The organism is Streptomyces sp. ISL-66 (assembly GCF_018614135.1).
In the GTDB taxonomy this organism is placed as follows: domain Bacteria; phylum Actinomycetota; class Actinomycetes; order Streptomycetales; family Streptomycetaceae; genus Streptomyces.
Window position 1 is genome coordinate 1 of sequence record NZ_JAGGOW010000172.1, and the last position, 23,965, is coordinate 23,965.

Annotated in this window: 22 protein-coding genes and 1 pseudogene; 14 read left to right on the plus strand and 9 right to left on the minus strand. The window is 71.1% G+C overall.

Going from position 1 to position 23,965, the window contains the following annotated elements:
- Positions 1-351: pseudogene (locus J7E97_RS29915) on the minus strand (hypothetical protein); the annotation flags it as partial.
- Positions 352-585: 234 nt separating this feature from the next.
- Here J7E97_RS29915 and J7E97_RS29920 point away from each other — a divergent pair.
- The 3 genes from J7E97_RS29920 (at position 586) to J7E97_RS29930 (ending at position 3,202) form a co-directional block, all read left to right on the plus strand.
- On the plus strand, positions 586-1,386 hold the full coding sequence (locus J7E97_RS29920; protein WP_215033820.1) for a glycerophosphodiester phosphodiesterase: 801 nt from the start codon (positions 586-588) through the stop codon (positions 1,384-1,386).
- A gap of 180 nt (positions 1,387-1,566) precedes the next feature.
- Positions 1,567-2,073 (plus strand): ATP-binding protein, encoded by a 507-nt coding sequence (locus tag J7E97_RS29925; RefSeq protein WP_374224280.1) that lies wholly within the window; start codon positions 1,567-1,569, stop codon positions 2,071-2,073.
- Between the two features lie 154 nt (positions 2,074-2,227).
- Positions 2,228-3,202: a DUF5926 family protein gene (locus J7E97_RS29930; protein WP_215033822.1), complete on the plus strand. Its 975-nt coding sequence runs from the start codon at positions 2,228-2,230 to the stop codon at positions 3,200-3,202.
- Between the two features lie 219 nt (positions 3,203-3,421).
- On the opposite strand, the gene J7E97_RS29935 is transcribed toward J7E97_RS29930, so the two are convergent.
- Together J7E97_RS29935 and J7E97_RS29940 are read right to left on the minus strand one after the other, a co-directional pair.
- Positions 3,422-4,012 carry a hypothetical protein gene (locus tag J7E97_RS29935; RefSeq protein ID WP_215033824.1) on the minus strand — a complete coding sequence of 197 codons (591 nt, stop codon included), beginning with the start codon at positions 4,010-4,012 and terminating at the stop codon, positions 3,422-3,424.
- A 184-nt stretch (positions 4,013-4,196) separates the two neighbouring features.
- Complete coding sequence (locus J7E97_RS29940) at positions 4,197-4,916, minus strand: bifunctional DNA primase/polymerase (RefSeq protein ID WP_215033826.1); 720 nt, start codon at positions 4,914-4,916, stop codon at positions 4,197-4,199.
- Positions 4,917-5,412: 496 nt separating this feature from the next.
- Here J7E97_RS29940 and J7E97_RS29945 point away from each other — a divergent pair, with 496 nt between their 5' ends.
- Together J7E97_RS29945 and J7E97_RS29950 are read left to right on the plus strand one after the other, a co-directional pair.
- Positions 5,413-6,936, plus strand: coding sequence for a PP2C family protein-serine/threonine phosphatase (locus J7E97_RS29945; protein ID WP_308346849.1), 1,524 nt, complete (start codon positions 5,413-5,415; stop codon positions 6,934-6,936).
- Positions 6,937-7,081: 145 nt separating this feature from the next.
- The gene (locus J7E97_RS29950; RefSeq protein ID WP_215033830.1) at positions 7,082-8,548 is read left to right on the plus strand and encodes an aminopeptidase P family protein; all 1,467 of its coding nucleotides are present in this window, start codon (positions 7,082-7,084) and stop codon (positions 8,546-8,548) included.
- Between the two features lie 86 nt (positions 8,549-8,634).
- Here J7E97_RS29950 and J7E97_RS29955 read toward each other — a convergent pair whose 3' ends face one another.
- Entirely contained in the window at positions 8,635-9,093 is a 459-nt protein-coding gene (locus J7E97_RS29955; protein ID WP_215033831.1) for an ATP-binding protein, read from the minus strand.
- Between the two features lie 260 nt (positions 9,094-9,353).
- Between J7E97_RS29955 and J7E97_RS29960 the strand changes: the two genes are divergently transcribed.
- From J7E97_RS29960 to J7E97_RS30000, 9 genes are all read left to right on the plus strand, one after another.
- On the plus strand, positions 9,354-10,220 hold the full coding sequence (locus J7E97_RS29960; protein WP_215033832.1) for a hypothetical protein: 867 nt from the start codon (positions 9,354-9,356) through the stop codon (positions 10,218-10,220).
- A 109-nt stretch (positions 10,221-10,329) separates the two neighbouring features.
- A complete protein-coding gene (locus tag J7E97_RS29965; protein WP_215033834.1) occupies positions 10,330-11,052 on the plus strand; it encodes a YcnI family protein in 723 nt (240 codons plus the stop codon).
- 89 nt (positions 11,053-11,141) lie between these two features.
- On the plus strand, positions 11,142-11,795 hold the full coding sequence (locus tag J7E97_RS29970) for an SCO family protein (protein WP_215033836.1): 654 nt from the start codon (positions 11,142-11,144) through the stop codon (positions 11,793-11,795).
- Positions 11,792-12,313, plus strand: coding sequence for a copper chaperone PCu(A)C (locus J7E97_RS29975; protein WP_215033838.1), 522 nt, complete (start codon positions 11,792-11,794; stop codon positions 12,311-12,313). Before J7E97_RS29970 ends, J7E97_RS29975 begins: the two co-directional genes overlap by 4 nt.
- A gap of 23 nt (positions 12,314-12,336) precedes the next feature.
- Positions 12,337-14,346: a copper resistance CopC/CopD family protein gene (locus J7E97_RS29980; RefSeq protein ID WP_215033839.1), complete on the plus strand. Its 2,010-nt coding sequence runs from the start codon at positions 12,337-12,339 to the stop codon at positions 14,344-14,346.
- Positions 14,347-14,351: 5 nt separating this feature from the next.
- The gene (gene efeB, locus J7E97_RS29985) at positions 14,352-15,653 is read left to right on the plus strand and encodes an iron uptake transporter deferrochelatase/peroxidase subunit (protein ID WP_308346847.1); all 1,302 of its coding nucleotides are present in this window, start codon (positions 14,352-14,354) and stop codon (positions 15,651-15,653) included.
- Positions 15,654-15,694: 41 nt separating this feature from the next.
- Positions 15,695-16,630: a prephenate dehydratase gene (gene pheA / locus J7E97_RS29990; protein ID WP_215033842.1), complete on the plus strand. Its 936-nt coding sequence runs from the start codon at positions 15,695-15,697 to the stop codon at positions 16,628-16,630.
- Between the two features lie 528 nt (positions 16,631-17,158).
- Positions 17,159-18,436: a serine--tRNA ligase gene (serS, locus tag J7E97_RS29995; protein WP_215033844.1), complete on the plus strand. Its 1,278-nt coding sequence runs from the start codon at positions 17,159-17,161 to the stop codon at positions 18,434-18,436.
- Complete coding sequence (locus J7E97_RS30000) at positions 18,433-19,245, plus strand: HAD family hydrolase (RefSeq protein WP_215033846.1); 813 nt, start codon at positions 18,433-18,435, stop codon at positions 19,243-19,245. The genes serS and J7E97_RS30000 overlap by 4 nt, the downstream gene beginning before the upstream one ends.
- Positions 19,246-19,419: 174 nt before the next feature.
- Here the strand turns inward: J7E97_RS30000 and J7E97_RS30005 are convergent, their stop codons facing one another.
- From J7E97_RS30005 to J7E97_RS30025, 5 genes are all read right to left on the minus strand, one after another.
- Positions 19,420-20,079, minus strand: a complete 660-nt coding sequence (locus J7E97_RS30005) for a rhomboid-like protein (protein ID WP_215033848.1) — start codon at positions 20,077-20,079, stop codon at positions 19,420-19,422.
- Between the two features lie 130 nt (positions 20,080-20,209).
- The gene (locus J7E97_RS30010) at positions 20,210-20,929 is read right to left on the minus strand and encodes an ABC transporter permease (protein ID WP_215033850.1); all 720 of its coding nucleotides are present in this window, start codon (positions 20,927-20,929) and stop codon (positions 20,210-20,212) included.
- Between the two features lie 14 nt (positions 20,930-20,943).
- Positions 20,944-21,855 (minus strand): ABC transporter ATP-binding protein, encoded by a 912-nt coding sequence (locus tag J7E97_RS30015; RefSeq protein WP_215033852.1) that lies wholly within the window; start codon positions 21,853-21,855, stop codon positions 20,944-20,946.
- A complete protein-coding gene (locus J7E97_RS30020) occupies positions 21,852-22,739 on the minus strand; it encodes an ABC transporter permease subunit (protein ID WP_215033854.1) in 888 nt (295 codons plus the stop codon). The genes J7E97_RS30015 and J7E97_RS30020 overlap by 4 nt, the downstream gene beginning before the upstream one ends.
- A complete protein-coding gene (locus J7E97_RS30025) occupies positions 22,729-23,790 on the minus strand; it encodes an ABC transporter ATP-binding protein (RefSeq protein WP_215033856.1) in 1,062 nt (353 codons plus the stop codon). The genes J7E97_RS30020 and J7E97_RS30025 overlap by 11 nt, the downstream gene beginning before the upstream one ends.
- Positions 23,791-23,965 lie beyond the last annotated feature (175 nt).

Sequence of the window (23,965 nt, forward strand, 5' to 3'; positions counted from 1 at the left end):
GCTCCGGTCGCCTGCCGCGCGGGGAGCGGGGGTCTGCGCGTACGCCGGGGTGAGCGGCGGGACCGGGCTCTCGGCGTACGCCGGAGCCGGAGCCGGCGCGGGAGCCGCGGGCCGGGCAGCCGGGGCCTCGACCACCGGAGCGTCCGGAGCGGCCGCGGGCTGCGCGGCCGGGGTCTGGGGGAGCTGCCGGGTCGGCTCGCCACCCGGTGCGGGCGTCGCCGGCAGCTGCTGCGTCACCGGCTCCACGGGGGCGGTCACGGCGGGCGCGGCGTCGGCTGGCGCGGCCACCGGGGGTACGGGCGGGCCCGCGGGGGGCGTCGGGGCCGCGGTGCCCTCGTTCTCGGTGCTCACAGCGCTCTCTCCTCGTCACACACGGCTTCAAAAATCTGGCGATATCGGTCCGGCTGAACGTTCGACGTGCCGTACAAGTTCCTGGGCAAAGCCTTTCCCATGACCCGTCAGAGCACTGTAAGCCGGACCTGTGAGTCTCTCCCATCCTTTATCTCCGACATATCAGGCGCATCCGCAGAAGCACCCACCGGGCTCCCCCGACATCCGGCGCCCTCTCGGTGGCACCATGACCCGGTGACCCACGCAACGCCGCGCCCCATTCAGGTCGTCGCCCACCGCGGCGCCTCGGAGGATGCCCCCGAGCACACCCTGGCCGCCTACCGGAAGGCCATCGAGTACGGGGCCGACGCCCTCGAATGCGATATCCGGCTCACGGCCGACGGCCATTTGGTCCTGGTCCACGACCGCCGGGTAAACCGGACCTCCAACGGCCGGGGCGCCGTCTCGGCCCTGGAGCTCGCCGACCTCGCCGCCCTCGACTTCGGTTCGTGGAAGGACCGCGAGGAGTCCCCCGACTGGGACGCCGACCCCGAGCGCACCTCCGTGCTCACCCTGGAACGACTGCTGGAGCTGGTCGCGGACGCGGGACGGCCCGTGCAACTGGCGATCGAGACGAAGCATCCGACCCGCTGGGCCGGACAGGTGGAGGAGCGCCTGGTCTTCCTCCTCAAGCGCTTCGGCCTCGACGCCCCGCCCGCCGAGGGCCCGCACCCGGTCCGGGTCATGAGCTTCTCCGCGCGCTCCCTGCACCGGGTGCGGGCGGCGGCGCCGACGATCCCGACCGTGTACCTGATGCAGTTCATCTCCCCCCGGATGCGGGACGGGCGACTGCCGGCCGGAGTACGGATCGCGGGCCCCGGCATGCGGATCGTGCGCGGCCATCCGGGCTTCATCCGCAAGCTTCAGGCCGCGGGTCACTCCGTACACGTGTGGACAGTGAACGATCCGGAAGATGTTCAGCTCTGCGCTGATTTGGGTGTAGAAGCGATCATCACGAACAGGCCCCGACAGGTTCTGTCACAACTAGGGCGCTGACGTCCCGTTTTGAGCTCCCGCCACACACGGCCCGTCCGTGACGGGGTGTGCACCGGCGCATCCGCTCCGCATCCGGTCGTTACGAATGCGCCAGAGGACTCCGCTGCGGCGGTTTCCGGTCCAGGCCATTGGGGCATCCAGACCATGCGTGGGGCTAAGGAGGTTCCGGGGGTGGCGTTGATGGTGGCACAAGAAGTGCCCACGTCGTCGTGCATGGACGTACGCCATGGTCCTGCGGGCGTGGGCGAGGCGAGGCACCGGATGCGCGAGCAACTGCGTGTCTACGGGATGTCCGAATCGGTCGTGGACGACGCAGTACTGATCCTTTCCGAACTGCTCAGCAATGCCTGCCGGCACGGCAGACCGCTGGGCGCGCGGGAGGTCGGTGACGGCGAGATACGTGCTTCGTGGCGCGTCGACAAGGCGGGGCGGCTGACGGTCGAGGTCACGGACGGAGGCGGGCCCACCCGCCCGATCCCGGCCACGCCTTCGGTCACCGCGCGAGGCGGGCGGGGGCTGAACATCATCAGCGCACTGGCCCTTGACTGGGGTGTCCGGGACGGAGCGGCGGGTGAGGTCACCGTATGGGTGATCGTCGCCTGTGGGGCCCGGCACGAGGATTTCGCTACGCGCGTTGCGCCCCCGGCGATCGACTTCGGTACGGCCTTCGACGAGTTGGATCCCTGATATCTCATTCTCAGTCTCCGAGAAGGCAGATGGCGGCCGTCCGGGAGCGCACGCCGACCGTGCTCCCGGCCGCACCCCACCGGTTGCGGTGGTACGAACGGCTAGGCTCGCGCCCAGACCGACGCCGTACCGCCGCAACCGGGAGACACCCACGATGGCCAAGAAGCGCCCCGCCGCGAAGACCGCAAAGCCGCAGCTCAACAACGGGGAGATCCCGGTGGTGGGCGCTCGCGAGCCCTGCCCCTGCGGATCCGGGCGCCGTTACAAGGCCTGCCACGGCGCCGCCGCCGCGCACGCCGTCACCGAGCACGTGGCCCGCCCGTTCGAGGGCCTGCCCGGCGAGTGCGACTGGGTGGCGCTGCGCGAGCTCGTGCCCGCCGCCACCGTCCCGCTCACGCTCACGGGCGGCCTGCCCGACGGGGTCCCGTCCGTCACGCTGGTGACCGTGCTCCCGATGGCCTCGCCGGCCCTGCGCCGCGAGGACGGCTCCGTCCTGCTCGGCCTGCAGAACGACTCGACCACCGGCGACCTCGCCCGGGACATGGCCGACACCCTGGAGCGCGCGCTCGCCGCCGAACCGGGCACCATCGTCTCGGCCCGCCGGGTTCCGGCCGAGGGGCCGCGACTTCAGGATCTCCTGGCGGCCGACGGCGTTTTCGAGCCGGTTGTACACAGCGGCTTCGAATTCTGGATCGCCGATGCGGACAGCGCCCAGAGCGCCTCGCCCGAGGTCGCCGCATCCCTGGAGCGCGCCAACGCGGCCGCCATCCCGACCGTCAAGCTGACCGGCGTGGACGCCGCCTACTGGTGCGAGACCCCGGACAAGAACCACCTGCGCTGGGTCATGCCGCACCCCGAGGAGAAGCTGCTCGACGCGCTCGCGCGCCTGCACGCGGCGGGGACGTCCTCGCTCGGCGAAGGCACCAAGCTCGTCGGCTCCTTCCGCGCGCACGGCCTGATGGTCCCCGTCTGGGACCTGCCCACCGGGGTCTCGGCGGACGACGTCGAGAAGCCGGCCGCCGAGTTCGCCGAGCGGCTGGCCGTGGCGCTGGCCACGGACGCGCCGCTCACCACCGAGGAGCGCCGGGCGCGCGGCGGCCTCACCAACCGCCAGGTGACCCTCAGCTGACCGGTGCCGCGGGGCCGGGCCCCGGCCCCGCGGCGGGCGGCGACGGGCCACCGGCGACCGGTGACCGGAGTCACAACTCCCGTTAATCGCTTGCAAATCGGTGTCTGAATATCAGAGATCGAATTTGCGAACAGGCGATCTCTTGTTACCGTTCTTGTAGCCCGGTCGCTGGTGCATCCCCCGTCGCCAGCGACCGGGCCCTTGATTTTCCGGTGGCGTTCAACCGTCGCCCGGTGCCGGTGAGTTGCTCCCGGACCGCAGGAGCAGAGCTCCTTCCTCATCCGGAACTGCAAATTCCGCAATGGCCGAGTAGCCGTCCGGCTTCCCCACCGAAAGATCCCTCGGCGTCTCGCACAGCCCCGGCTCGTCGCCCGCGCCGACCGCACAGCGGATCTGCACCGTCCGCCCCGCGGGCCCCAACAGCGTGAGCACCGCGTCGAGCCCTCGGCCGCTGGTGTTGCGGTAGTAGCTGCGCCCCCAGGTCCGGCCCTCACCGGTCAGTACGCACGTCTGCGCCTCCACGCCCTGCGGGGAGGACAGTTCGGGTCCGCAGTGCGCGTCCGTACGCGGCTGCTCGGGCGGGCCCGGCCGGGCGGGCGACGGGTCCGCGCCCGGTGCCGGCGTACGGGAGCGGCCGGAAGCCGAACTCCCGCCGGAACCGGAAGAGTCGCCGAAGCCGAACGTGGAGAGCAGCCCGCCGCCTTTTCCGTCACTCTGACCGGCGAAATCCGGCCCGGCGATCGCTCCCGCGAGTGGAAGCGACAAGATGATCAGCACACCGGCGCCGATACCGATCAGGCGGAGATTCATTCGCCGAAGATAGCGATGCGGGAATGGGGCGCGGAGATCCCCGCGCCCAATTCCCTTGGAAACTCGTTCCGCTGGCACCCGTACGAGTGATCCGCGTCGCCCCGTTCGGGTGTCGGCTGACGAAGTCGGCCGAGGGGTGTCGGCCGAGGGGCGTCAGCCGACAGCTGCCCCCGGCCGAGGGACGTCAGTACGCCAGTCGGCTGCCGCCGCCGGACGCCCCGCTGCTCGCCTCGACCAGCGCGTCCACGACCGCTTCCACCTCCGGCAGCCAGAGGTCCCCGGCTTCCGCGGCGCCCCCGCCCGCCCCGGCCGGCTCGCGCTCCCACCGCACTTGACCGCCGCCGGTCGCGGCGGAGGGCGGCATCAGCAGGTAGCCGCCCTCGCCGTGGAAGCGCAGCGAGGAGGGCACGTGGTCCTTGGCGTAAAGGAGTTCGCCGAGCCGCTCCAGCGAGTACGGCGCCACCAGCAGCGCCCACCGCGTGGGCGTGGCCACGATCGGCCCGAGCCGCATGCCCTGCGCGTCCAGCCGTACGACGGCACGCGCGGCCGCGGCGGCCGGGAGGCTCACCGCGCAGGGCGCGGTTCCGCCGGTGGCCAGCAGGACCGAGGCGCCGGCCTTGTTGGCCCACCACCACGCCACCATCCGCGGGTCGGTGGTCGCCGCGAGCAGTCCGGGATCGAAGGGATGCGCGCCGGGTACGACGCAGTCCGGGTCGGGGCAGGCGCACCGCGAGTCGTCGGCGCCGGAGCGGCCGATGCCCGGCAGCACGGGCCACTGCCACCGGGTGGCGCACACGAGCGCCGCTTCGAGGTGGTCCGACGGGGCGCCCCGCGGCGGGGTGGGGCGCATGGATCGCAAGCGATTGCGGAGCCGCTGGAGACGCCTTCCGAGGATCTCGCGCATGAGCGCTCGTTCCTTTCCGTTGAACGCCGAGGGCCACATCACACCATGTAAGCGGTTTTTCACCAGACGTACACGTTTCGCGTCACTGTCCGCCAGAAGCAGGTTCACACGGTTCGTGCAGTTTCTTACAGGTCCATGAAACGTCCGGCAGGGGCGGGACGCGACCCCGTGCCAACGCCGGGACCGCTGTCGTCCATGGGGACGACGGGCCGCGCCGGGCGGTTCCCGGCGGGTGCCGGGCTACGCCAACTGTCCCCGCACGCCACCGATTACGTACCCGGACCGGCCTGCGGACCTGCCCAGTCGACCGCAAAAACCGCCTGCTTCCCCCATTTTCCGGCCAAGTTCTAGCCTCGACCGAACAGTGAGTTGCCGTCCCACGGACACCAGGATTCCCACACGGGCAATGCTGGACATCGCTCCTCGTGTGCGTGTAGATGTGGATTCATAGAAGGCGGCGCAGCATGATCTAGGGGTTTGCGATGCTAAATGGCGAATCGCACCAGCTGGAAAGGCGGATACCATGAGCGCCCCGCATTTGCCGAAAGTGGCTGGAATCGATCCAGCAGTTACAGCGTCCCCGCACACTGTGGCGCCCACATCGACCTCCACGAGCACGTCCACTCCCACGTCCACGCCCGCGCGCACTGCCCACGCTCCGGCGCCGGCCCCCGCCGCGAGCTCGGTCATCCAGGACCGCCTCGCGGGCATGGTCTCCGATCTCACCACCCTCCACGAACTCACCGAGCGGCTCGCCCGCGCCTGTGACCTCGCCTCCTCCCTCCAGGAGTTCCTGCGCGCCGGAGCCGCACTCGTCGGCGCCCGCCGCGGCCTGCTCGTCCTGGAGCCCTCCGACGGCCTCGGGCCCGCCACCACGATCGGCCTCGGCCTCAGCCGCGCCGACCTCGGCCACATCGAGACGGTGCCGCGCGGTTCCACCTCGTACGGCCGCATCCTCGACGGGCTGCCCGACGCCCACGGCGGTTCCGATGTCCTCCCCGAACCCGGACTGGTCCCGGCCCCCGGTTCCGCCGGCCAGACCGCACCCGTCGACCCGCGCCACCGCGAGGTGGCCGTCCGCCTCGGGTTCGCCGCCAGCTACTCGCTCCCGGTGACCGCCGATGCCCCGGGCCGGCTCGGCGCGGCCGTCTGGCTCTACGACGAGCAGGCCGAGCCCAGCGACCGCCAGCGCGACCTCGTCGGCCTGTACGTGCGGCACGCCTCGGAGCACCTGGCCCGGATGGTCGAGGTGGAGCGCTCCCGCTCCGACCTGGCCACCGTCTCCGAGGAGCTGCTGCCCAGCCGGCTTCCGCGGATCTCCGGGGTCCAGCTCGCCGCCCGGCACCACTCCGGGCCGCGCGGCGGAGGGGACTGGTACGACGCGCTGCCGCTGCCCGAGGGCGCCCTCGGGCTGTCCGTCGGCTCGGTGACGGGCTCCGGCCCGAGCGCCGTCGCCGCGATGGGACGGCTGCGGGCCTCTCTGCGCGCGTACGCCGTCATGGAGGGCGAGGACCCCGTCGCCGTCCTGTCCGACCTGGAGCTGCTGCTGCGGCTGACCGAGCCCGCGCGCTCGGCGACCGCGCTCTTCGCGTACTGCGAGCCCGCCGGGACCACCCAGTCGGGCAGCCGGCGCAACAAGATCATCCTGGCCGGGGCCGGGCACACCCCGCCGCTGCTGATCGGCGAACGGCGCACCGAGTACGTGGAGACCACGCTCTCCGCACCGCTGGGAATGCTGTCGTGCTGGGAGGCGCCGAGCGTGGAGATCGAACCCGCGCCCGGAGAAACGGTGCTGCTGTACACGGACGGACTGCTGCGGCGCACGGGCGACCCGATGGACCGGGCGTACGCGCGGCTGCACGCCGCGGCCGCGGGGATCCCCCGTAGCGCCCGCGAGGACCCGGCCGCGATCTGCGACCACATCCTGCGGACGGTGCTGCCGGAGGCGCAGGCCCACGACGCCGCTTCGGCGATGGATGCCGCGGAGGACATCGTGCTGCTCGCGGCCCGGTTCGACTGAGCGGCCCGGCCTGGCCGAGCGGTCCGGTCTGGCTGAGTGGTCCGGTTTGACTGATTTGTCACACGGCTCGCCAAGCCGCTTCCGCTCACACATACGATGGCTGAGGTCCGTACCCGGTCCGTGTCCGTCGTACTGAGGAGAAGACGTGGCTGACGAGCTCACCCCGGAGACCCCGGAAGAAGAGCAGGCCAAGAAGAAGCACAAGCAGCGCAAGAACGGTCTGTACCCGGGCGTCAGCGAGGAGCTCGCGGAAAGCATGCGCACCGGCTGGGCCGACACCGAGCTGCACGGCCTGGAGCCGATCGCGCAGGCCGCGCACACCGCCGCCCGCCGCGCCGCGCTGTCCGCGCGCTTCCCCGGCGAGCGCCTGGTCGTCCCCGCCGGCCGGCTGAAGACCCGCTCGAACGACAGCGAGTACGCCTTCCGCGCCTCCACCGAGTACGCGTACCTCACCGGTGACCAGACCGAGAACGGCGTCCTGGTCCTGGAGCCCACGGGGGAGAGCGGTCACACCGCCACCGTCTACCTGCTGCCCCGCTCGAACCGCGAGAACGGCGAGTTCTGGCTCTCCGGCAACGGCGAGCTGTGGGTCGGCCGCCGCCACTCCCTCACCGAGGCCGAGCAGCTGCTGGGCCTCCCGGCCAAGGACGTGCGCGAGCTCGCCGAGGAACTGACCGAGGCCGAAGGCCCGGTCCGGGTCCTGCGCGGCCACGACACCGTCATCGCGACCGCCCTGACCGACAAGGTCACCAAGGAGCGCGACGCGGAACTGCGCGTCTACCTCTCCGAGGCCCGCGTCGTGAAGGACGAGTTCGAGATCGGCGAGCTGCAGAAGGCCGTCGACTCCACCGTCCGCGGCTTCGAGGACGTCGTGAAGGTGCTCGACAAGGCCGAGGCCACCTCCGAGCGCTACATCGAGGGCACGTTCTTCCTGCGCGCCCGCGTCGAGGGCAACGACGTCGGCTACGGCTCCATCTGCGCCGCCGGCCCGCACGCCACCACCCTGCACTGGGTGCGCAACGACGGCGACGTCCGCTCCGGCGACCTGCTGCTGCTCGACGCCGGCGTGGAGACCCACACCCTCTACACCGCGGACGTCACGCGCACGCTGCCCATCAGCGGCACGTACACCGACATCCAGCGCAAGATCTACGACGCGGTCTACGCCTCCCAGGAAGCCGGCATCGCCGCCGTCAAGCCGGGTGCGAAGTTCCGCGACTTCCACGACGCCTCGCAGTACGTGCTCGCCGAGAAGCTCGTCGAGTGGGGCCTGCTGGAAGGCCCGGTCGAGCGGGTCGTCGAGCTCGGCCTGCAGCGCCGCTGGACCCTGCACGGCACCGGCCACATGCTCGGCATGGACGTCCACGACTGCGCTGCCGCGCGCACCGAGGCGTACGTGGACGGCACGCTGGAGCCGGGCATGTGCCTGACCGTCGAGCCGGGCCTGTACTTCCAGGCCGACGACCTGACGGTGCCGGAGGAGTTCCGCGGCATCGGCGTCCGGATCGAGGACGACATCCTCGTCACCGAGGACGGCAACCGGAACCTGTCGGACGGTCTGCCCCGCACCTCCGAGGAGATCGAGGCGTGGATGGCGCGGCTCAAGGGCTGACGCCGCCGCTCCGGGCCGCCGCTCGACGCCGTCGCCCGGGCATGCCGATGGGCGGGACCCCGCACGGGTCCCGCCCATCGGCGCGTCTACGACACCTTCAGCAGCGAGTCGTCCCGCCACTTCAGCATCTTGTCGAAGCTCACCACGGCGCCCCGGCCCGGCCGGTTGCGGAAGCGGACGTGGTCGGCGAGTTCCGCGATCAGGTGCAGGCCCCGGCCGCTCTCGGCCAGGGAGGGTCTACGGCGGCCCACCGTCGCGTGCGGGAACCCAGGGCCCGAATCGCTGACCTCGATGCGGCAACGGTCCCCGTCCAGATAGGCCGTGACGTGGTACGCCCCGGCCTCCTCCGGACCGGAGCCGAGCGCAGCGGCCGTGCGGCCGCCGTGCTCCACGGCGTTCGCACACGCCTCGCCCAGCGCCACCGAAAGATCGAAGGAGATGTCGGGATCCACCCCCGCGGTCTCCATCGTCCCCAGCAGCAGCCGCCTGGCAAGGGGCACGCTCGCTGCTTCGCGCCTCAAGTGGAGAGACCACCAGATGCTCATACCGTTACCTATTGCCGCCCGGAGCGGGGTGTAAGCGCCCCAAGGCGGACAGAGCCCCCGTTCGGCCGATGCGGCGCTCCCGGCCACCGGTGTATGAGGCGGCATACAGGACGGTTTGGGCCCCGATGCCCCGGCCGGTACGGGCTCCCGCGCGGCCACCGCACGGATGCCCCGGCCGCGGCATCCGTGCGCGGGAACACAAGGCATCATGCGCACCTGCCGTATGAAGCGCCCAACCCCAGTGCGATGATGGCCCGGCCATGACTGCCCCCCACGCGACGCAGGCCGGACACGGCCTCAGGCTGATCCGGGCCGCGGTGTTCACCGCGGTCTGTGTCGTGCTGTCCGCGGCCGGGCACACACTGGCCTCCTGCGCCACGGTGCCCTGGTGGACGCTCTGCGCGGGATTCCTCGCCGTCTTCGCGGTCGCGGCCCCGCTCGCCGGACGCCGCCGGTCGCTGCCCGGCATCGCCGCCGGACTCGCCTTCGGACAGCTCACACTGCACTCGCTGTTCGGCCTCGGCCAGCACGGCGCCACACTCCCGGTGGCCGGTTCCTCCACCACCGACACCTCGCTCGCGGCGCTCGCCGCCCAGCTGGTCTGCGGGGGCAACTCCGTGCCGTTGGCCCCGGCCGAGGCCCGGCGGATCCTGGAGAGCGCCGGACTGGACCCGGTCGCCCTGGCCGCGCACGCCGAGGCGCACGGGCAGTTGGCACAGGGACAGTCGGCTCAAGGCCTGCCGGCACTGGGCCCACTGGCGCACGCGCACATGGGGCAAGGCCTCGTAGAACCGGCCGGCGGCCTGGTCGGTCTGTTCAGCCCCGGCATGCTGATCGGCCACCTACTGGCGGCGCTCGCCGCCGGATGGCTGCTCGGCCGCGGCGACGCCGCGCTGTTCCGGCTCGTCGAACTGTCCCGCCTCTCAAGCCAAGCCGACCCGGTACGCCCGCTGCGCGCCGCGCTGGCCTACGTGAAGGCCCTCGGTACCGGGCTCGCGGGCACTCCGGCCCGTACCCCGCGCGCGGTCCGTGCCGCCGCCGGCCCCGGCATCTCCACCGGCCGGGACGCACTCCAGCACACGGTGATCAGGCGCGGGCCGCCCACGGCGCTCGCCCTCGCAGCCTGACGCGGCACCCCTCCTCCCCGGACACACGACGGGAGCACCGGTGCCGCGAACTCCGCGCGCGCCGCGCGCGGATCCACCGTGACCACCGCTTCCGTGGAGTGTTTCTGCCATGAAGACCTCTCGCGTCTCCTTCGCCGCCACCCTCGCCGCCGGTACCGTCCTCGTCTTCTCCGGGACCGCCTTCGCCCACGTCGGCGTGCAGCCCGGCGAGGCCGTCAAGGGCGGCTACGCCACGATCAACTTCAAGGTCCCCAACGAGCGCGACAACGCCTCGACCACCCAGCTCGAGGTCACCTTCCCGGCCGACCAGCCGCTGTCCTCCGTCATGCCGCAGGACGTTCCCGGCTGGACCGTGAGCGTGGAGAAGGGCAAGCTCGACAAGCCCCTCACCGTGCACGGCAAGCAGATCAACGAGGCCGTCACCAAGGTGACCTGGTCGGGCGGCAAGATCGAGAGCGGCAAGTTCCAGCAGTTCCCGCTGTCGCTGGGCAAGCTTCCCGACAACGCCGACAAGATGGTCTTCAAGGCGATCCAGACCTACGACAACGGCGAGGTCGTCCGCTGGATCGAAGAGGCCAAGGAAGGCGCCGCCGAACCGGCGAACCCGGCGCCCGTCCTGAAGCTGACCGCCGCCCCGGCCGCGGGCGACCACCACGACGGCGCCACGAAGGCGGACGGCGACAAGAACGGCGCCGCCGACCACAAGGACGGCCACGACCAGGCCGCCAAGAGCGGATCCGACACGACCGCTCGGGTCCTCGGCATCGCAGGCATCGTCCTCGGCCTCGGTGGCGTGGCCTTCGGCATCGCCTCGCGCCGCCGCACCTCCTGACCCGACGGTCCCGCGTACACCGGCCGGCCTCCGCGGCACGGCCGAGTCCGCCGAACCACCCGTACCACCCCGATCCCAGGGACATCCCCATGCGCACCACACGTGTGACGGCCGCCGCCCTCGTGGCGGCGGCCGCCCTCGCCCTCACCGCCTGCGGTGAGAAGCAGGCCACGACCGACAAGGTCACCCAGATCAGCGGGGGCCAGGCCAAGGCCGGCTCCGCGACCGTGCTCGACCGCCCCTTCGAAAAGCCGGACGTCGTCCTCACGGACACCACCGGCAAGCCGTGGAGCCTGCGTGAGCAGACCGAGGGCAGGCCGACGCTCATCTACTTCGGCTATACCAACTGCCCCGACGTGTGCCCCCTGACGATGAGCAACATCGCCGTCGCCAAGAAGGCGCTCCCCAAGGCCGACCAGGACAAGCTCCGGGTCGTCTTCGTCACCACCGACCCCGACCGGGACACTCCCGAATCCCTCGGCGCGTGGCTCAAGGCCCAGGACCCGGCGTTCGTCGGGCTGACCGGGGACTTCGCCACCATCCAGGCCGCCGCACGCACGCTCGGCATCGGTATCGAGGCCGCCACGAAGGAGGCCGACGGCAGCGTCGTCTCCATGCACGGCGCCCAAGTCATCGCGTTCTCGCCCAAGAACGACGAGGGGTACCTCCTCTACGGGGAGAGCGCCACCGTCGATGACTACACCAAGGACCTGCCGAAGATCGTCAAGGGAGAGACCCTGTGAACACCCGCACTACCCGCACCACCCGCACCCTCGCCGTCGCCCTCTCCCTGACGGCGGCGCTCGCCATATCCGGCTGCTCCTCGGACGACAAGGACGCGGCCACCGGCTCCGGCGCCGCCACCACCGGCTCCGGCGCCGAGCCGGAGCTGACTGTCAGCGGCGGTTACATGCCCGCGCCCGTCAACGACAAGATGGCCGGCGCGTTCATGGTCATCAAGAACGGCTCCAAGACCGCCGACAAGCTGACCGGTGTCACGAGCCCGCTCTCCGACGATCTGCAGATCCACGAGACCAAGGACCAGAAGATGCAGCAGGTGCGGTCCATGGACGTGCCCGCGAACGGTGAGCTGAAGCTGGAACGCGGCGGCAACCACGTCATGTTCATGGGTCTGAAGAGCACTCCCAAGGTCGGCGACAAGGTCACCGTCGAGCTGCGCTTCGAGAAGTCCGGCCCCCTCGAGGTCGAGCTGGACGTCAAGGAGCGTACGTACAAGGCACCCCACTCCAGCGATCACTGACGGACCGAGGGACTGATCACGCCATGACGGCCACCGCCCCCGCCCCATCCGCGGCCCGCGTGCGCGCCACGGCGCTCCTGCCGCGGCTCACGCTGGTCCTCGCAGCCCTGCTGGCGGCCCTGTTCACCACGGCCGCCCCGGCCTCGGCGCACGCCGCACTGACCGCGAGCGACCCCAAGGACGGGGCGGTGGTCGCCACGGCGCCCGCCCAGGTCACCCTCTCCTTCTCGGAGGGGGTCGCCATGAACGGCGACTCCATCCGCGTCCTGGACCCGCAGGGCAAGCGCGTCGACACCGGTGAACTGCGCGACCTCTGCAGCGGGAACACCATCCGCTACGGCACCGCCCTGCGCCCCGGGCTGGCGGACGGCACGTACACGGTCGCCTGGCAGGCCATATCCGCCGACAGCCACCCGGTCGCCGGTGCCTTCACCTTCTCCGTCGGGGCCCCCTCCGAGACCGCCGTCTCGCTGCCCGCACAGACCGCGGGTGACGGGCCCGTCGCCCTCGCCTACGTCATCGCGCGCTACGCCGCCTACGCCGGATTCGCCGTCATGGTCGGCGCCGCCGCCTTCGTCCTCCTGTGCTGGCGCCGGGGCGCCGCCGAGCGGCCGATGCAGAAGCTGGTCGTCCGGGCCTGGGTCACGCTCGCCGTGGCCACCCTGGTGATGCTGCTGCTCCGCAACCCGTACACCGGGTCCGGGAACTTCTCCGACGCCTTCGACCTGGCCGGGCTGCGGGCCGTCCTGGAAACCAAGTCCGGCGCCTCGCTCGTCTCGCGGCTGCTGCTCCTCGGCGCCGCCGCGCTCTTCATCACCGTCCTGTTCGGCTCGTACGCCCGGCGCCACCAGGGCGACGGGGGCATGGCCGTAGCCGAGGACCCGGCCGCCGACGCCGGCGCCTTGGACGGCCCCACGGAAGACACCACGACGCAAGACGCCAAGGAGGAGAGCGACCTCCTCTTCGGCCTCGCCATCGGCGGAACCGTCGTCGCCGCCGGCATCGCCGCCACCTGGGCGCTGTCCGAGCACGCCTCCACCGGCATCCAGCCCGGCCTGGCCATGCCCGTCGACATCCTGCACCTGCTGGCCGTCGCGACCTGGCTGGGCGGACTCACCGCCCTGCTCGTCGCCCTCCACAAGGTCCCCGGGCTGGAGCGCGAGGCCATCCGGCGCTTCTCCACCGTCGCCTTCGTCAGCGTCATCGCGCTCACCGCCACCGGCGCCTACCAGTCCTGGCGCCAGGTGGGCAGCTGGTCCGCCCTCACCGGGACGGACTACGGACGGCTCCTGCTCGTCAAGCTCGGCCTCGTCGCCGTCCTGGTCGCCACCGCCTACGTCTCCCGGAAGTGGACCTCGCGGCTCGCCGAGGCGGCTCCGGCCGGGCAGTCGGCCAAGGTCACGGCATCGACGGCGACGGCGACGGCGAGCGATGTTTCACGTGAAACATCGACCGCCGACCCCCAGCGCGCCGCCCAGCTCGCCCGCCAGGGAGTCGCCCGGCGCAGCGCGCGGGAGAAGCAGGCACGTGACGCCGACCCGGAGCGCGTGGGTCTGCGCCGGTCCGTACTCGCCGAGGCGGGGGTCGCCGTGGTGCTGCTGGCCGTCACCACCATCCTCACCAGCACCGAGCCCGGCCGCGCCGCGGAGCTGGAGGCGGGCAGCGGCTCCAGCGCCGCCGCCGTTCCCGACCGCGCGGTGAAGATCACGCTGCCCTTCGACACGGGCGGCCAGAACGGCAAGGGATCGGTCCGGCTCCAGCTGGACCCGGGCCGCGTCGGTGCGAACACCCTCCACGTGTGGGCCGAGACCCCCGACGGCAAGCCGTTGGAGCTGCCCGAGGTCAAGGTCTCCTTCACCCTCGAGGCCAAGGACATCGGCCCTCTGCCCGTGGCCCCCGAGCTCGTCGCTGCCGGACACTGGAGCGCGTCGGGCGTCCAGCTGCCGCTGACGGGCGACTGGCGGATCGACGTGACCGTCCGCACCTCCGACATCGACCAGACGACCGTGCAGAAGAACGTGAAGATCGGCTGACCAGCGTGACCCAGAACAGCGAGACCACCGAGAGCACCACGGGCCGCACCGAGGTCGAGATCTCCCGGCGCCGCCTGCTGGGCACCGTCGGCGCCGCAGGCGCCGCGGGGCTCGCACTCGGCGCCACCGGCGGGGCGCTCGTGCACTCCTCGATCGCCGGTTCCGGGACGGCGGCTGGTTCCGGCGGCGCCGCGGGCGGCCTCGCCTCCCTCGGCGCCACGCGGGTCGCCTTCGAGGGCGAGCACCAGGCCGGCATCACCACGCCCCTCCAGGCCAAGGGCCACGTCCTCGCCTTCGATCTGGCGTCCGGCGCCGGCCGCACCGAGGCAGCCGCCCTGATGCGCCGCTGGTCCGACACCGCCCGTCAGCTCACGGCCGGCAGGGCCGCGCCGACCGCCGACAGCGGGATCGCCCTCGACTCCGGACCGTCCTCCCTCACCCTCACCTTCGGCTTCGGCCACTCCTTCTTCGAGCGCACCGGGCTCACCGCCCGCCGTCCCGCCGCACTCGATCCGCTGCCGGACTTCTCCTCGGACCGGCTCGACGCCCAACGCAGCAACGGCGACCTGTGGGTCCAGATCGGCGCCGACGACGGGCTGGTCGCCTTCCACGCGCTGCGCGCCCTGCAGAAGGACGCCGGGGATGCCGCCCGCCTGCGCTGGCAGATGAACGGCTTCAACCGGTCTCCCGGCGCCACCGCGACCCCCATGACCGCCCGCAACCTCATGGGCCAGGTCGACGGGACGAACAATCCGAAGCCCGCCGAGGCCGATTTCGACAAGCGGATCTTCGTCCAGGGCGCGGTGCCCGCCGAGCACGCCTGGATGGTGGGGGGCTCGTACGCCGTCGTACGCCGCATCCGCATGCTCCTCGACCACTGGGACCAGCAGTCGCTCGCCCAGCAGGAGCAGGTCATCGGCCGTACGAAGGCCACCGGCGCCCCGCTGAGCGGCGGCGGCGAGACCACCGCGATGGATCTCGACAAGATCGGCGGCGACGGCAAGCCGGTCATCCCCTCCAACGCCCATGCCCGGATCTCGGCGCCCGCGCAGAACGGCGGGGCGGCCATGCTCCGGCGCCCCTTCTCCTTCCACGACGGGACGACCGCCGACGGGGCCCCGGACGCCGGGCTCCTCTTCATCTGCTGGCAGGCGGACCCGATGCGCGGTTTCGTCCCGGTGCAGCGCAAGCTCGACCGCGGCGACGCACTGTCGGAATTCATCCGGCACGAGTCCAGCGGCCTGTACGCGGTACCGCCCGGGGCCCGCGCCGGGGAGTACGTGGGCCAGGGGCTGCTCGAGGGATGAACAGCCCTGTGGCGTCCCGGGACCGGCATTAGGCTGATCGCATGTCGGCCACCCGCTTCACCTATCTCGGTCCCGAGGGCACGTTCACCGAAGCCGCCCTCCGCACTCTGCCCGAAGCCGCCACCCGGGAGCTCGTCCCGATGGTCTCGGTCCCGGCCGCGCTGGACGCCGTACGCAACGGCGAGGCCGCGGCGGCCCTCGTGCCGATCGAGAACTCGGTGGAGGGCGGGGTCACCTCGACCCTCGACGAGCTGGCTTCCGGCGTACCGCTGATGATCTACCGCGAGGTGCTGCTCCCGATCGCGTTCGCGCTGCTGGTGCGGCCGGGGACCGAGCTCTCGGACGTCAAGACCGTCACCGGTCATCCGGTCGCCCAGCCGCAGGTGCGCAACTGGCTGCGGTCCAACCTGCCCGACGCCCTCTGGGAGTCGGCCGCCTCCAACGCCGACGGGGCCCGGCTGGTCCAGGAGGGCCGCTTCGACGCTGCCTTCGCGGGTGAATTCGCGGCCGCCACCTACGGGCTGGTCCCGCTGGTCACCGAGATCCACGACGCGCAGAACGCGGAGACGCGCTTCGTGCTCGTCGGCCGCCCCGCCCGGCCGGCCGCGCCGACCGGCGCGGACAAGACCTCCGTCGTGCTGTGGCTGGGCGACGACCGCCCCGGCGCGCTGCTGGAGCTGCTCCAGGAGTTCGCCGTCCGCGGAGTGAACCTGATGCTGATCCAGTCCCGGCCGACGGGCGAGGGCATCGGCAACTACTGCTTCGCCGTCGACGCCGAGGGCCACATCTCCGACCGCCGTGTCGGCGAGGCGCTCATGGGCCTCAAGCGGACCTGCCCCCAGATCCGCTTCCTCGGTTCGTACCCGCGCGCCGGTGTCGCGCAGGGTGAGATCCAGGTGGCCCGGCCGGGGACCTCGGACGGCGATTTCACGGCCGCCTCGGACTGGCTGACCCGCTGCCTCGACGGGCGCCCGTAGCGCGCCGTCCACTGTCCACAGAGTTATCCACAGGCAGAGATGCAGACCTGGGGACAAGTCGACAGAGCAGCACGACAAGGTCGACAAATCGGTCGGGTGGCACAGGTTTCGCGCTGGGGAGCGGAAGGTGAACGGCGTCACCCCCACATCGCCGATCAACTCTTTGGGGCGAGTCATTCCCACCCGAATGAGTGTGTGAGGGCGGTTTGAACCCTGATTGAGCCCCGGTCGCTCCCGGGTGGGGATTGATCTGTTCCTGTGTCCACAGATGCGGCGCACAGCCTGTGGATAAGCTGCCCCGCCGGGGAATTCCTGTGGACAAAGAACGGCCTGCGACCCTGCTCAGAGGCCGCCCGGCCGGGGGAACCACGCCCCATTCCCAGGAAAGGGACCGGCTTTATCGACCTCCTCAGAGCGATCGCTTCCGGCCGCTCGACGAAGGTTTTCCATTCACGGCAATTAGGACATAGTGCCACGCAGCGTGATATCGGTGCGATCCCCGGAAGCCCGGCCCGGTAGCCTGGAGGGGTGATTGACCTCCGGCTGCTCCGTGAAGACCCTGACCGTGTCCGCGCCTCGCAGCGCGCCCGTGGAGAGGACGTCGCCCTCGTCGACGCCCTGCTCTCCGCAGACGAGCGCCGCAGGTCCTCCGGCATGCGATTCGACGAACTGCGCAACGAGCAGAAGTCGCTCGGCAAGCTCATTCCCAAGGCCTCTCCGGAGGAGCGGGCCGAGCTGCTGAAGAAGGCCGACCAGCTCAAGCAGGACGTCAAGGCGGCCGAGGCCGAGCAGAACGAGGCGGACGAAGCCGCCAAGCAGCTGCTCCTCCAGCTCGGCAACATCGTCCACACCGACGTTCCCGTCGGCGGCGAAGAGGACTTCACCGTCCTGGAGACCCACGGCACCATCCGCGACTTCGCCGCCGAGGGCTTCGAGCCCAAGGACCACCTGGAGCTCGGAGAGTCCCTCGGCGCCATCGACGTCGAGCGCGGCGCCAAGGTCTCGGGCTCGCGGTTCTACTACCTCACCGGCATCGGCGCCCTGCTCGAGCTGGCGCTCGTCAACGCGGCCATCGCCCAGGCCACCGAGGCCGGCTTCATCCCGATGCTCACCCCGGCGCTGGTCCGCCCGCGCGCCATGGAGGGCACCGGCTTCCTCGGCCAGGCCGCGGAGAACGTCTACCACCTGGAGAAGGACGACTACTACCTGGTCGGCACCTCCGAGGTCGCGCTGGCCGCGTACCACATGGACGAGATCATCGACGCGGACAAGCTGCCGCTGCGGTACGCCGGCTTCTCCCCGTGCTTCCGCCGCGAGGCCGGCACGTACGGCAAGGACACCCGCGGCATCTTCCGCGTCCACCAGTTCGACAAGGTCGAGATGTTCTCGTACGTCGCGCCGGAGGAGGCCGAAGCCGAGCACCAGCGGCTCCTGGAGTGGGAGAAGCAGTGGCTGACCGCCCTCGAGCTGCCCTTCCAGGTGATCGACGTCGCCACCGGCGACCTGGGCTCCTCCGCCTCCCGCAAGTTCGACTGCGAGGCGTGGATCCCCACCCAGGGCAAGTACCGCGAGCTGACGTCCGCCTCGAACTGTGACGGCTTCCAGGCGCGCCGCCTCTCGATCCGCTACCGCGACGGCAAGAAGACCGCGCCGCTGTCCACGCTGAACGGCACGCTGTGCGCCGTCCCGCGCACGATCGTCGCGATCCTGGAGAACCACCAGCAGGCCGACGGCACGGTCCGGGTGCCCGCGATCCTCCGTCCCTACCTGGGCGGCCGTGAATTCCTGGAGCCGATCGCCAAGTGAGCACGGCCCCGTTCCCGTACAAGCTCGTCGCGACCGATCTCGACGGCACTCTGCTGCGCGGCGACGACACCGTCTCGGAACGCACCCGTGAGGCACTCGCCGCGGTCACCGCGGCGGGTGCCGCGCACATCGTCGTCACGGGCCGCGCCGCGCCGTGGACCCGGCACGTCCTCGACGACCTCGGCTACAAGGGCATCGCCGTCTGCGGGCAGGGCGCGCAGGTCTACGACGCGGGCGCGCACCGGCTGCTGACCTCGGTGACGCTCGACCGGAAGCTGGCCGCCCTCGCGCTGGAGAAGATCGAGGCCGAGGTGGGTCCGCTGGCGCTGGCCGCCAGCCGGGACGGAGTCGACGGCGACGTGCTGATCGGCCCCGGCTACCAGGTGCAGGAGGGCCTTCCGGCGCTCTACCTGGAGGACACGGCCGACATGTGGACGGCCCCCCTGAACAAGCTGTACATCCAGCACCCCGAGCTGGACGAGGACGCCCTCGTCGAGGTCGCCCGGCAGACCGTGGGCAGCCTGGTCGGAGTCGTCATGGCCGGTCCGGGCGTCGTGGAGATACTGCCGCTGGGGCTGAGCAAGGCAACCGGTCTTTCGCTGGCCGCGCGTCGTCTGGGTGTGAAGGCGGCCGAGACGATCGCCTTCGGCGACATGCCGAATGACATTCCGATGTTCGGCTGGGCCGCGCACGGGGTGGCGATGGCCAACGCCCACGCGGAGCTCAAGGCGGTCGCCGACGAGGTGACCACTTCCAACGAGCAGGACGGCATCGCGGTGGTCCTGGAACGTCTGCTGGGCGCCGCGTAGCCAAGGACGACACGGGGAAAGGTCCGGAACAGCCCGCGCCGCGAGGCGCGCTCGAAGTGGCTGTTCCGGACCTTCTTGTTGCTCCCCGCACAGCTCACTCTGCCCCCGCCGCCCGCCGCGTACCAGTGAATTTCCGTTCGCGGGCACGGGGTGGTGGGACCGGCTCCCCCTCGATCACGTTTCACGTGAAACATGCGCGCCGGCCCGGCGCGGACGCGGATTCCTCGTCAGTGGCCAGGCCAGTAGGCCGACGGCGAGCGCGATGGCGTGGCCGAGGTCGGTGAAGGTGCCTCCGGTGGCGAGCGGAAGGCCGAAGAAGGCCACGCAGCCGGCCAGGTAGAGCCAGCGCCAGGGGCCCGGCAGACGGTAGGTCAGCACTCCGACGGCGGTCGCGAGGCCGTAGCTGACGCCGATGTCGACGACATGGACCATGCTGCGCGGGGCACGGTGGTCCTCGATGGCCATCTGAACCAGCTTCTGGCTGATCAGGGTGGCCGTGATGTGGCCGGTCGCGATGACGAAGAGCCAGCGCAGGGTCCCGAGCCAGCGTTCGACATTGGCCTGGAAGACCTCGAAGAGCACCACGTAGAGGGGCAGCGAGTACGGACTCTCGATCCAGAAGGCGCTGCTGAGCAGGGCCCGTACGGGGTGGCGGGCGAGCTCGTGGATGTTGCTGCTGTTGCGGTGGAGCAGGACGTGTTCGAGGTGGTCGGGCACGATCACGACCACCACGCTGGTGATGGCGATGATCAGCATCCATATGTGGGTGCCGGGTGCGGAACGAATCCAGGACCAGACGGGCCTGGACGGCTCGGGCTCCCTGTACTCGATCATGTCCCGATGATGCCGCGCGAACCTGTGCCCCGCCTGGCCGGTGGGCCGGGCGGGGCACTGTTTCACGTGAAACATCCGGTCCGGACGCCGACGGGGACACCGGTCCGCCGGCGCAGGACAGGGCGCTCTCCTACTCCTCGCCCGCCAGGGTGAGGCGGCGGAGCTTCTGTCCGGCGTAGACGGTGGCGCCGACGGTGACCGTGACGAGCAGGATCACGGCGGTGGGCAGCCCGACGGTGGCGTCCACGTACCCCTCACCGGCGATCTTCTGCGCCAGGGCCAGGGCCCATTGCTGGACGCTGAGGGTCTTGGCCCCGTCGACCAGGCTGCCGAAGAGCGATTCCCAGATCAGCGCGTAGACGAGGCCGAAGACGACCGCGTGCCGGCTGACGGTGCCCAGCAGCAGGAACAGCGCGCTGTAGGCGACCGACGCGATGAGCGCGGCCACCGTGTAGGCGACGGCGATCTGCTGGCCGTTGCCGTTGAGGATGTAGCCGGCGATCAAGGTGGGGATCGCGGAGAAGACCATGGTGACGGCGATCGCGACGATCAACTTGGTCATGATGATCGTCGGGCGCTTCACCGGCTTGGAGAGCAGGTAAACGATCGAACCGTCGTCGATCTCCGGGCCGATGGCGCCGGTTCCGGCGATGACCCCGATCAGCGGGACCATGGTGGCCAGCGCGAAGCCTCCGAGGAGGTCGGCCGCGACCTTGTCGTCCAGGCCCGTGAAGGCGCGGACGGCGATGGAGATGACGATCAGCAGGGCGGGCAGCGCGAAGAGGATCAGCGCGCGGCGGCGGCCGAGCAGGGCCCGGTAGGTGAGCCGGGCAACGGTGGGGTTGTACATGGGTGCCAGCTCCTTCAGGCCGCGACGAGGTAGGAGAAGACCGACTCGAGGGACTCGTCGGAAGGCGAGACCGTCAGCAGCCGGATGCCGTGCTCGCGGGCGACCCGCGGCAGCAGCTCGGTGAAGCGCCCGAAGTCGACGGCCTGGATGCGCAGCACGCCCTCCTTGAGATCGACCTCGATCCCGGCGGTGGACGGGTCGGCGATCAGGGCCGCGGCGAGGGCCCGGTCGTCGGAGGAACGGACGAGGTAGCGGTGCGGGCGGTCCGTCATCAGACGGCGGATCTTGCGGAAGTCTCCGGAGGCCGCGTGCCGGCCGGCGACGACCACCTCGATGTGGGAGGCGAGCTGCTCGACCTCCTCCAGGATGTGCGAGGAGAACAGCACGGTACGGCCGTCGTCGCCCATCCGCCGCAGCAGGTCCATGAGCTGCATGCGCTGACGCGGGTCCATGCCGTTGAACGGCTCGTCGAGCAGGAGCACGGACGGCTCGTGGACCAGGGCCGAGGCCATCTTCACGCGCTGGCGCATGCCCTTGGAGTACGTGGAGATCTTGCGGTCCTGCGCGTACTCCATCTCGACCGTGGCCAGGGCCCGCTGGGCCGCGACCTCCTCGAGGCCGTGCAGCTCGGCGTTGGCGACGACGAACTCCTTGCCGGTGAGGAAGTCGTACATGGCCTCGCGCTCGGGCACGACGCCGATCTGCTTGTAGACCTGCTCGTTGCGCCAGATCGGCGTGCCGTCGAGGGTGACGGTGCCCGTGGAGGGGGCGAGGAAGCCGCCCATCATGTTGATGAGGGTGGACTTGCCCGCGCCGTTGGGGCCGAGCAGGCCCGTGACGCCGGGACCGATGCGCATGGTCACGTCGTTGACGGCGACGACGTTCCCGAACCAGCGGGAGGTGTGGTCGATGTCGATGATGGTCACAGCCCGGCCTTCCGGTAGCGGGCCATCAGGGCGGCGTAGGAGCCGGCGATCAGGCCGAGGATGACGAGCAGGTAGACGGTGCCGGCGGCGGCCGAGGGGGCCTCCTGGCCGGGGAACGCCGAGGTCGCGCCGAGGAACGCGGCCTGGAATCCGTCGATGAGGCTGATCGGGGAGAACAGACCCAGCCACTCGACGACTCCGGTCGAACCGGTGTTGTAGGCGATGCCCTGGACGGCCGTGACCGCGCCGTAGGGGATCAGGAGCACGGCGATGATGGCGGCGACGCCGAAACCGCGGCGCGGGGTGAGCGCGGCCATGACCAGGCCGAGGCCGGCGAAGAGCAGCGACAGCAGCGTTACGGACACCAGTCCCTGCCCGAATCCCTTGGTCTGGTCGCCGAAGTCGAACTTGGCGAGCAGCGAGCCGATGTACATGATCACCAGCGGGATGGCGGTGAGGATGAAGAGGGCCGAGGCCATGGCGGCGAACTTGGCGACCACGTAGTCCACGCGCTCGATCGGTCGCGAGAAGTAGAGGGGCACCGTCTTGAACCGCAGGTCCCGGGAGACCGACTGGGGCGCCTGTGACGCGAGGTAGAGGCCGATGATCACCTGGGTGGTCAGCGCGTACGTCGTGTACTTGATCGGCAGGTCGGTGGAGCCGGGGACCGCGATGGCGACCGCGACGAGGATCAGCGCCGGCACGCACATCACCGCGAAGAGGAGCATCGGCAGCACCTTGGACTTGGCCGAGCGCCCCAGTCCGTAGGCGCCGCGCAGGGACTGCGAGAACAGCGACGTGCGGGCGTAGGAGCGGCCGAGCCGGGGGCCGTCGTAGGACCGGTAGCCGATGTTGTGGATCTGGGTCGAGGTGTCAGGCGCCATCGGAACCGGCTCCCTTCTGCTGGGTGGCGTACGGGGCTGCGGCCTGGGCCGCCTGTGCGGCTTGTGCTGCCTGTGCCGCCTGGGCGGCCTGGGCGGCCTGGGCGGCCTGCTGGTCGCTGTCGCGGAAGACCTCCGCGATGTGATGGCGTCGCTGTTCCATGCGGACCAGGCCGATGCCGAGGTCGGCGACGGTGTCGCGGACGATGTCGTACGTCGCCTCGCCGGTCGCCTCGACCAGCAGGATGTGCCCGGCTCCGGGCAGCCCCGCCTCCTCACCCGCGTGCAGGGTGACCCCCGCCTCGGCGAGCGCCTTGCGCAGGGCGGCGGTGCCGTCCGGATGCGTGTCGGAGTCGGTGACCTCGACCGCGAGGGTCGTGGTGGTCTGGGTGAAGTCGCTGGTGGAGCTGGAGCGCAGCAGCTTGCCGCCGTCGACGACCACGACGTGGTCACAGGTCCGCTCCAGCTCGCCGAGCAGGTGGGAGGTGACCAGTACCGAGATGCCGAAGTCGGTGTAGACGCGGCGGATCAGGCCGAGCATCTCGTCACGGCCCACCGGGTCGAGCCCGTTGGTGGGCTCGTCGAGGAGCACCAACTGGGGGTCGTGGACGAGCGCCTGCGCGAGTTTGACGCGCTGCTTCATGCCGGTGGAGTAGCCGCCGATGGGGCGGTAGCGCTCCTCGTACAGCCCGACGTGGCGCAGGGTGTCCGCGGTGCGCTCGCGCGCGGCGGTCGGTGGGAGCCCGGACATGCGCGCCATGTGCACGACGAACTCGGTGGCCGAGACGTCGGGGGGCAGGCAGTCGTGCTCGGGCATGTAGCCGACGCGCTCGCGGATCGCGCTGCCATGGGTGGCTACGTCGAGTCCGAGCACGGCGGCGGTGCCCTCGGTGGCGGGGGACAGTCCCAGCAGAATCTTGATCAGCGTGGACTTGCCGGCTCCATTGGCACCCACGAGCCCGGTTACGCCGGGCCCGATGTCCAGGGAGAGCCGGTCGAGGGCGGTCACTCGGGGGTACCGCTTGCTCAGGCTTTCGGTCGCGATGACAGTCACGGAGACGACGTTAGTGGCGGTCCGGGCGCGGATCGTCAGACCTGAAGCTCGATCCTTCCTCCCCCTTCAGGACTACGGACCCTGACGAAAGGCTGACTCCAGGCGGACGCGGCCGACACGGCCGATGGCCGCCGACGCGCACCGGACAAGTTTGTCCACAGGTCCGTGCACGGGC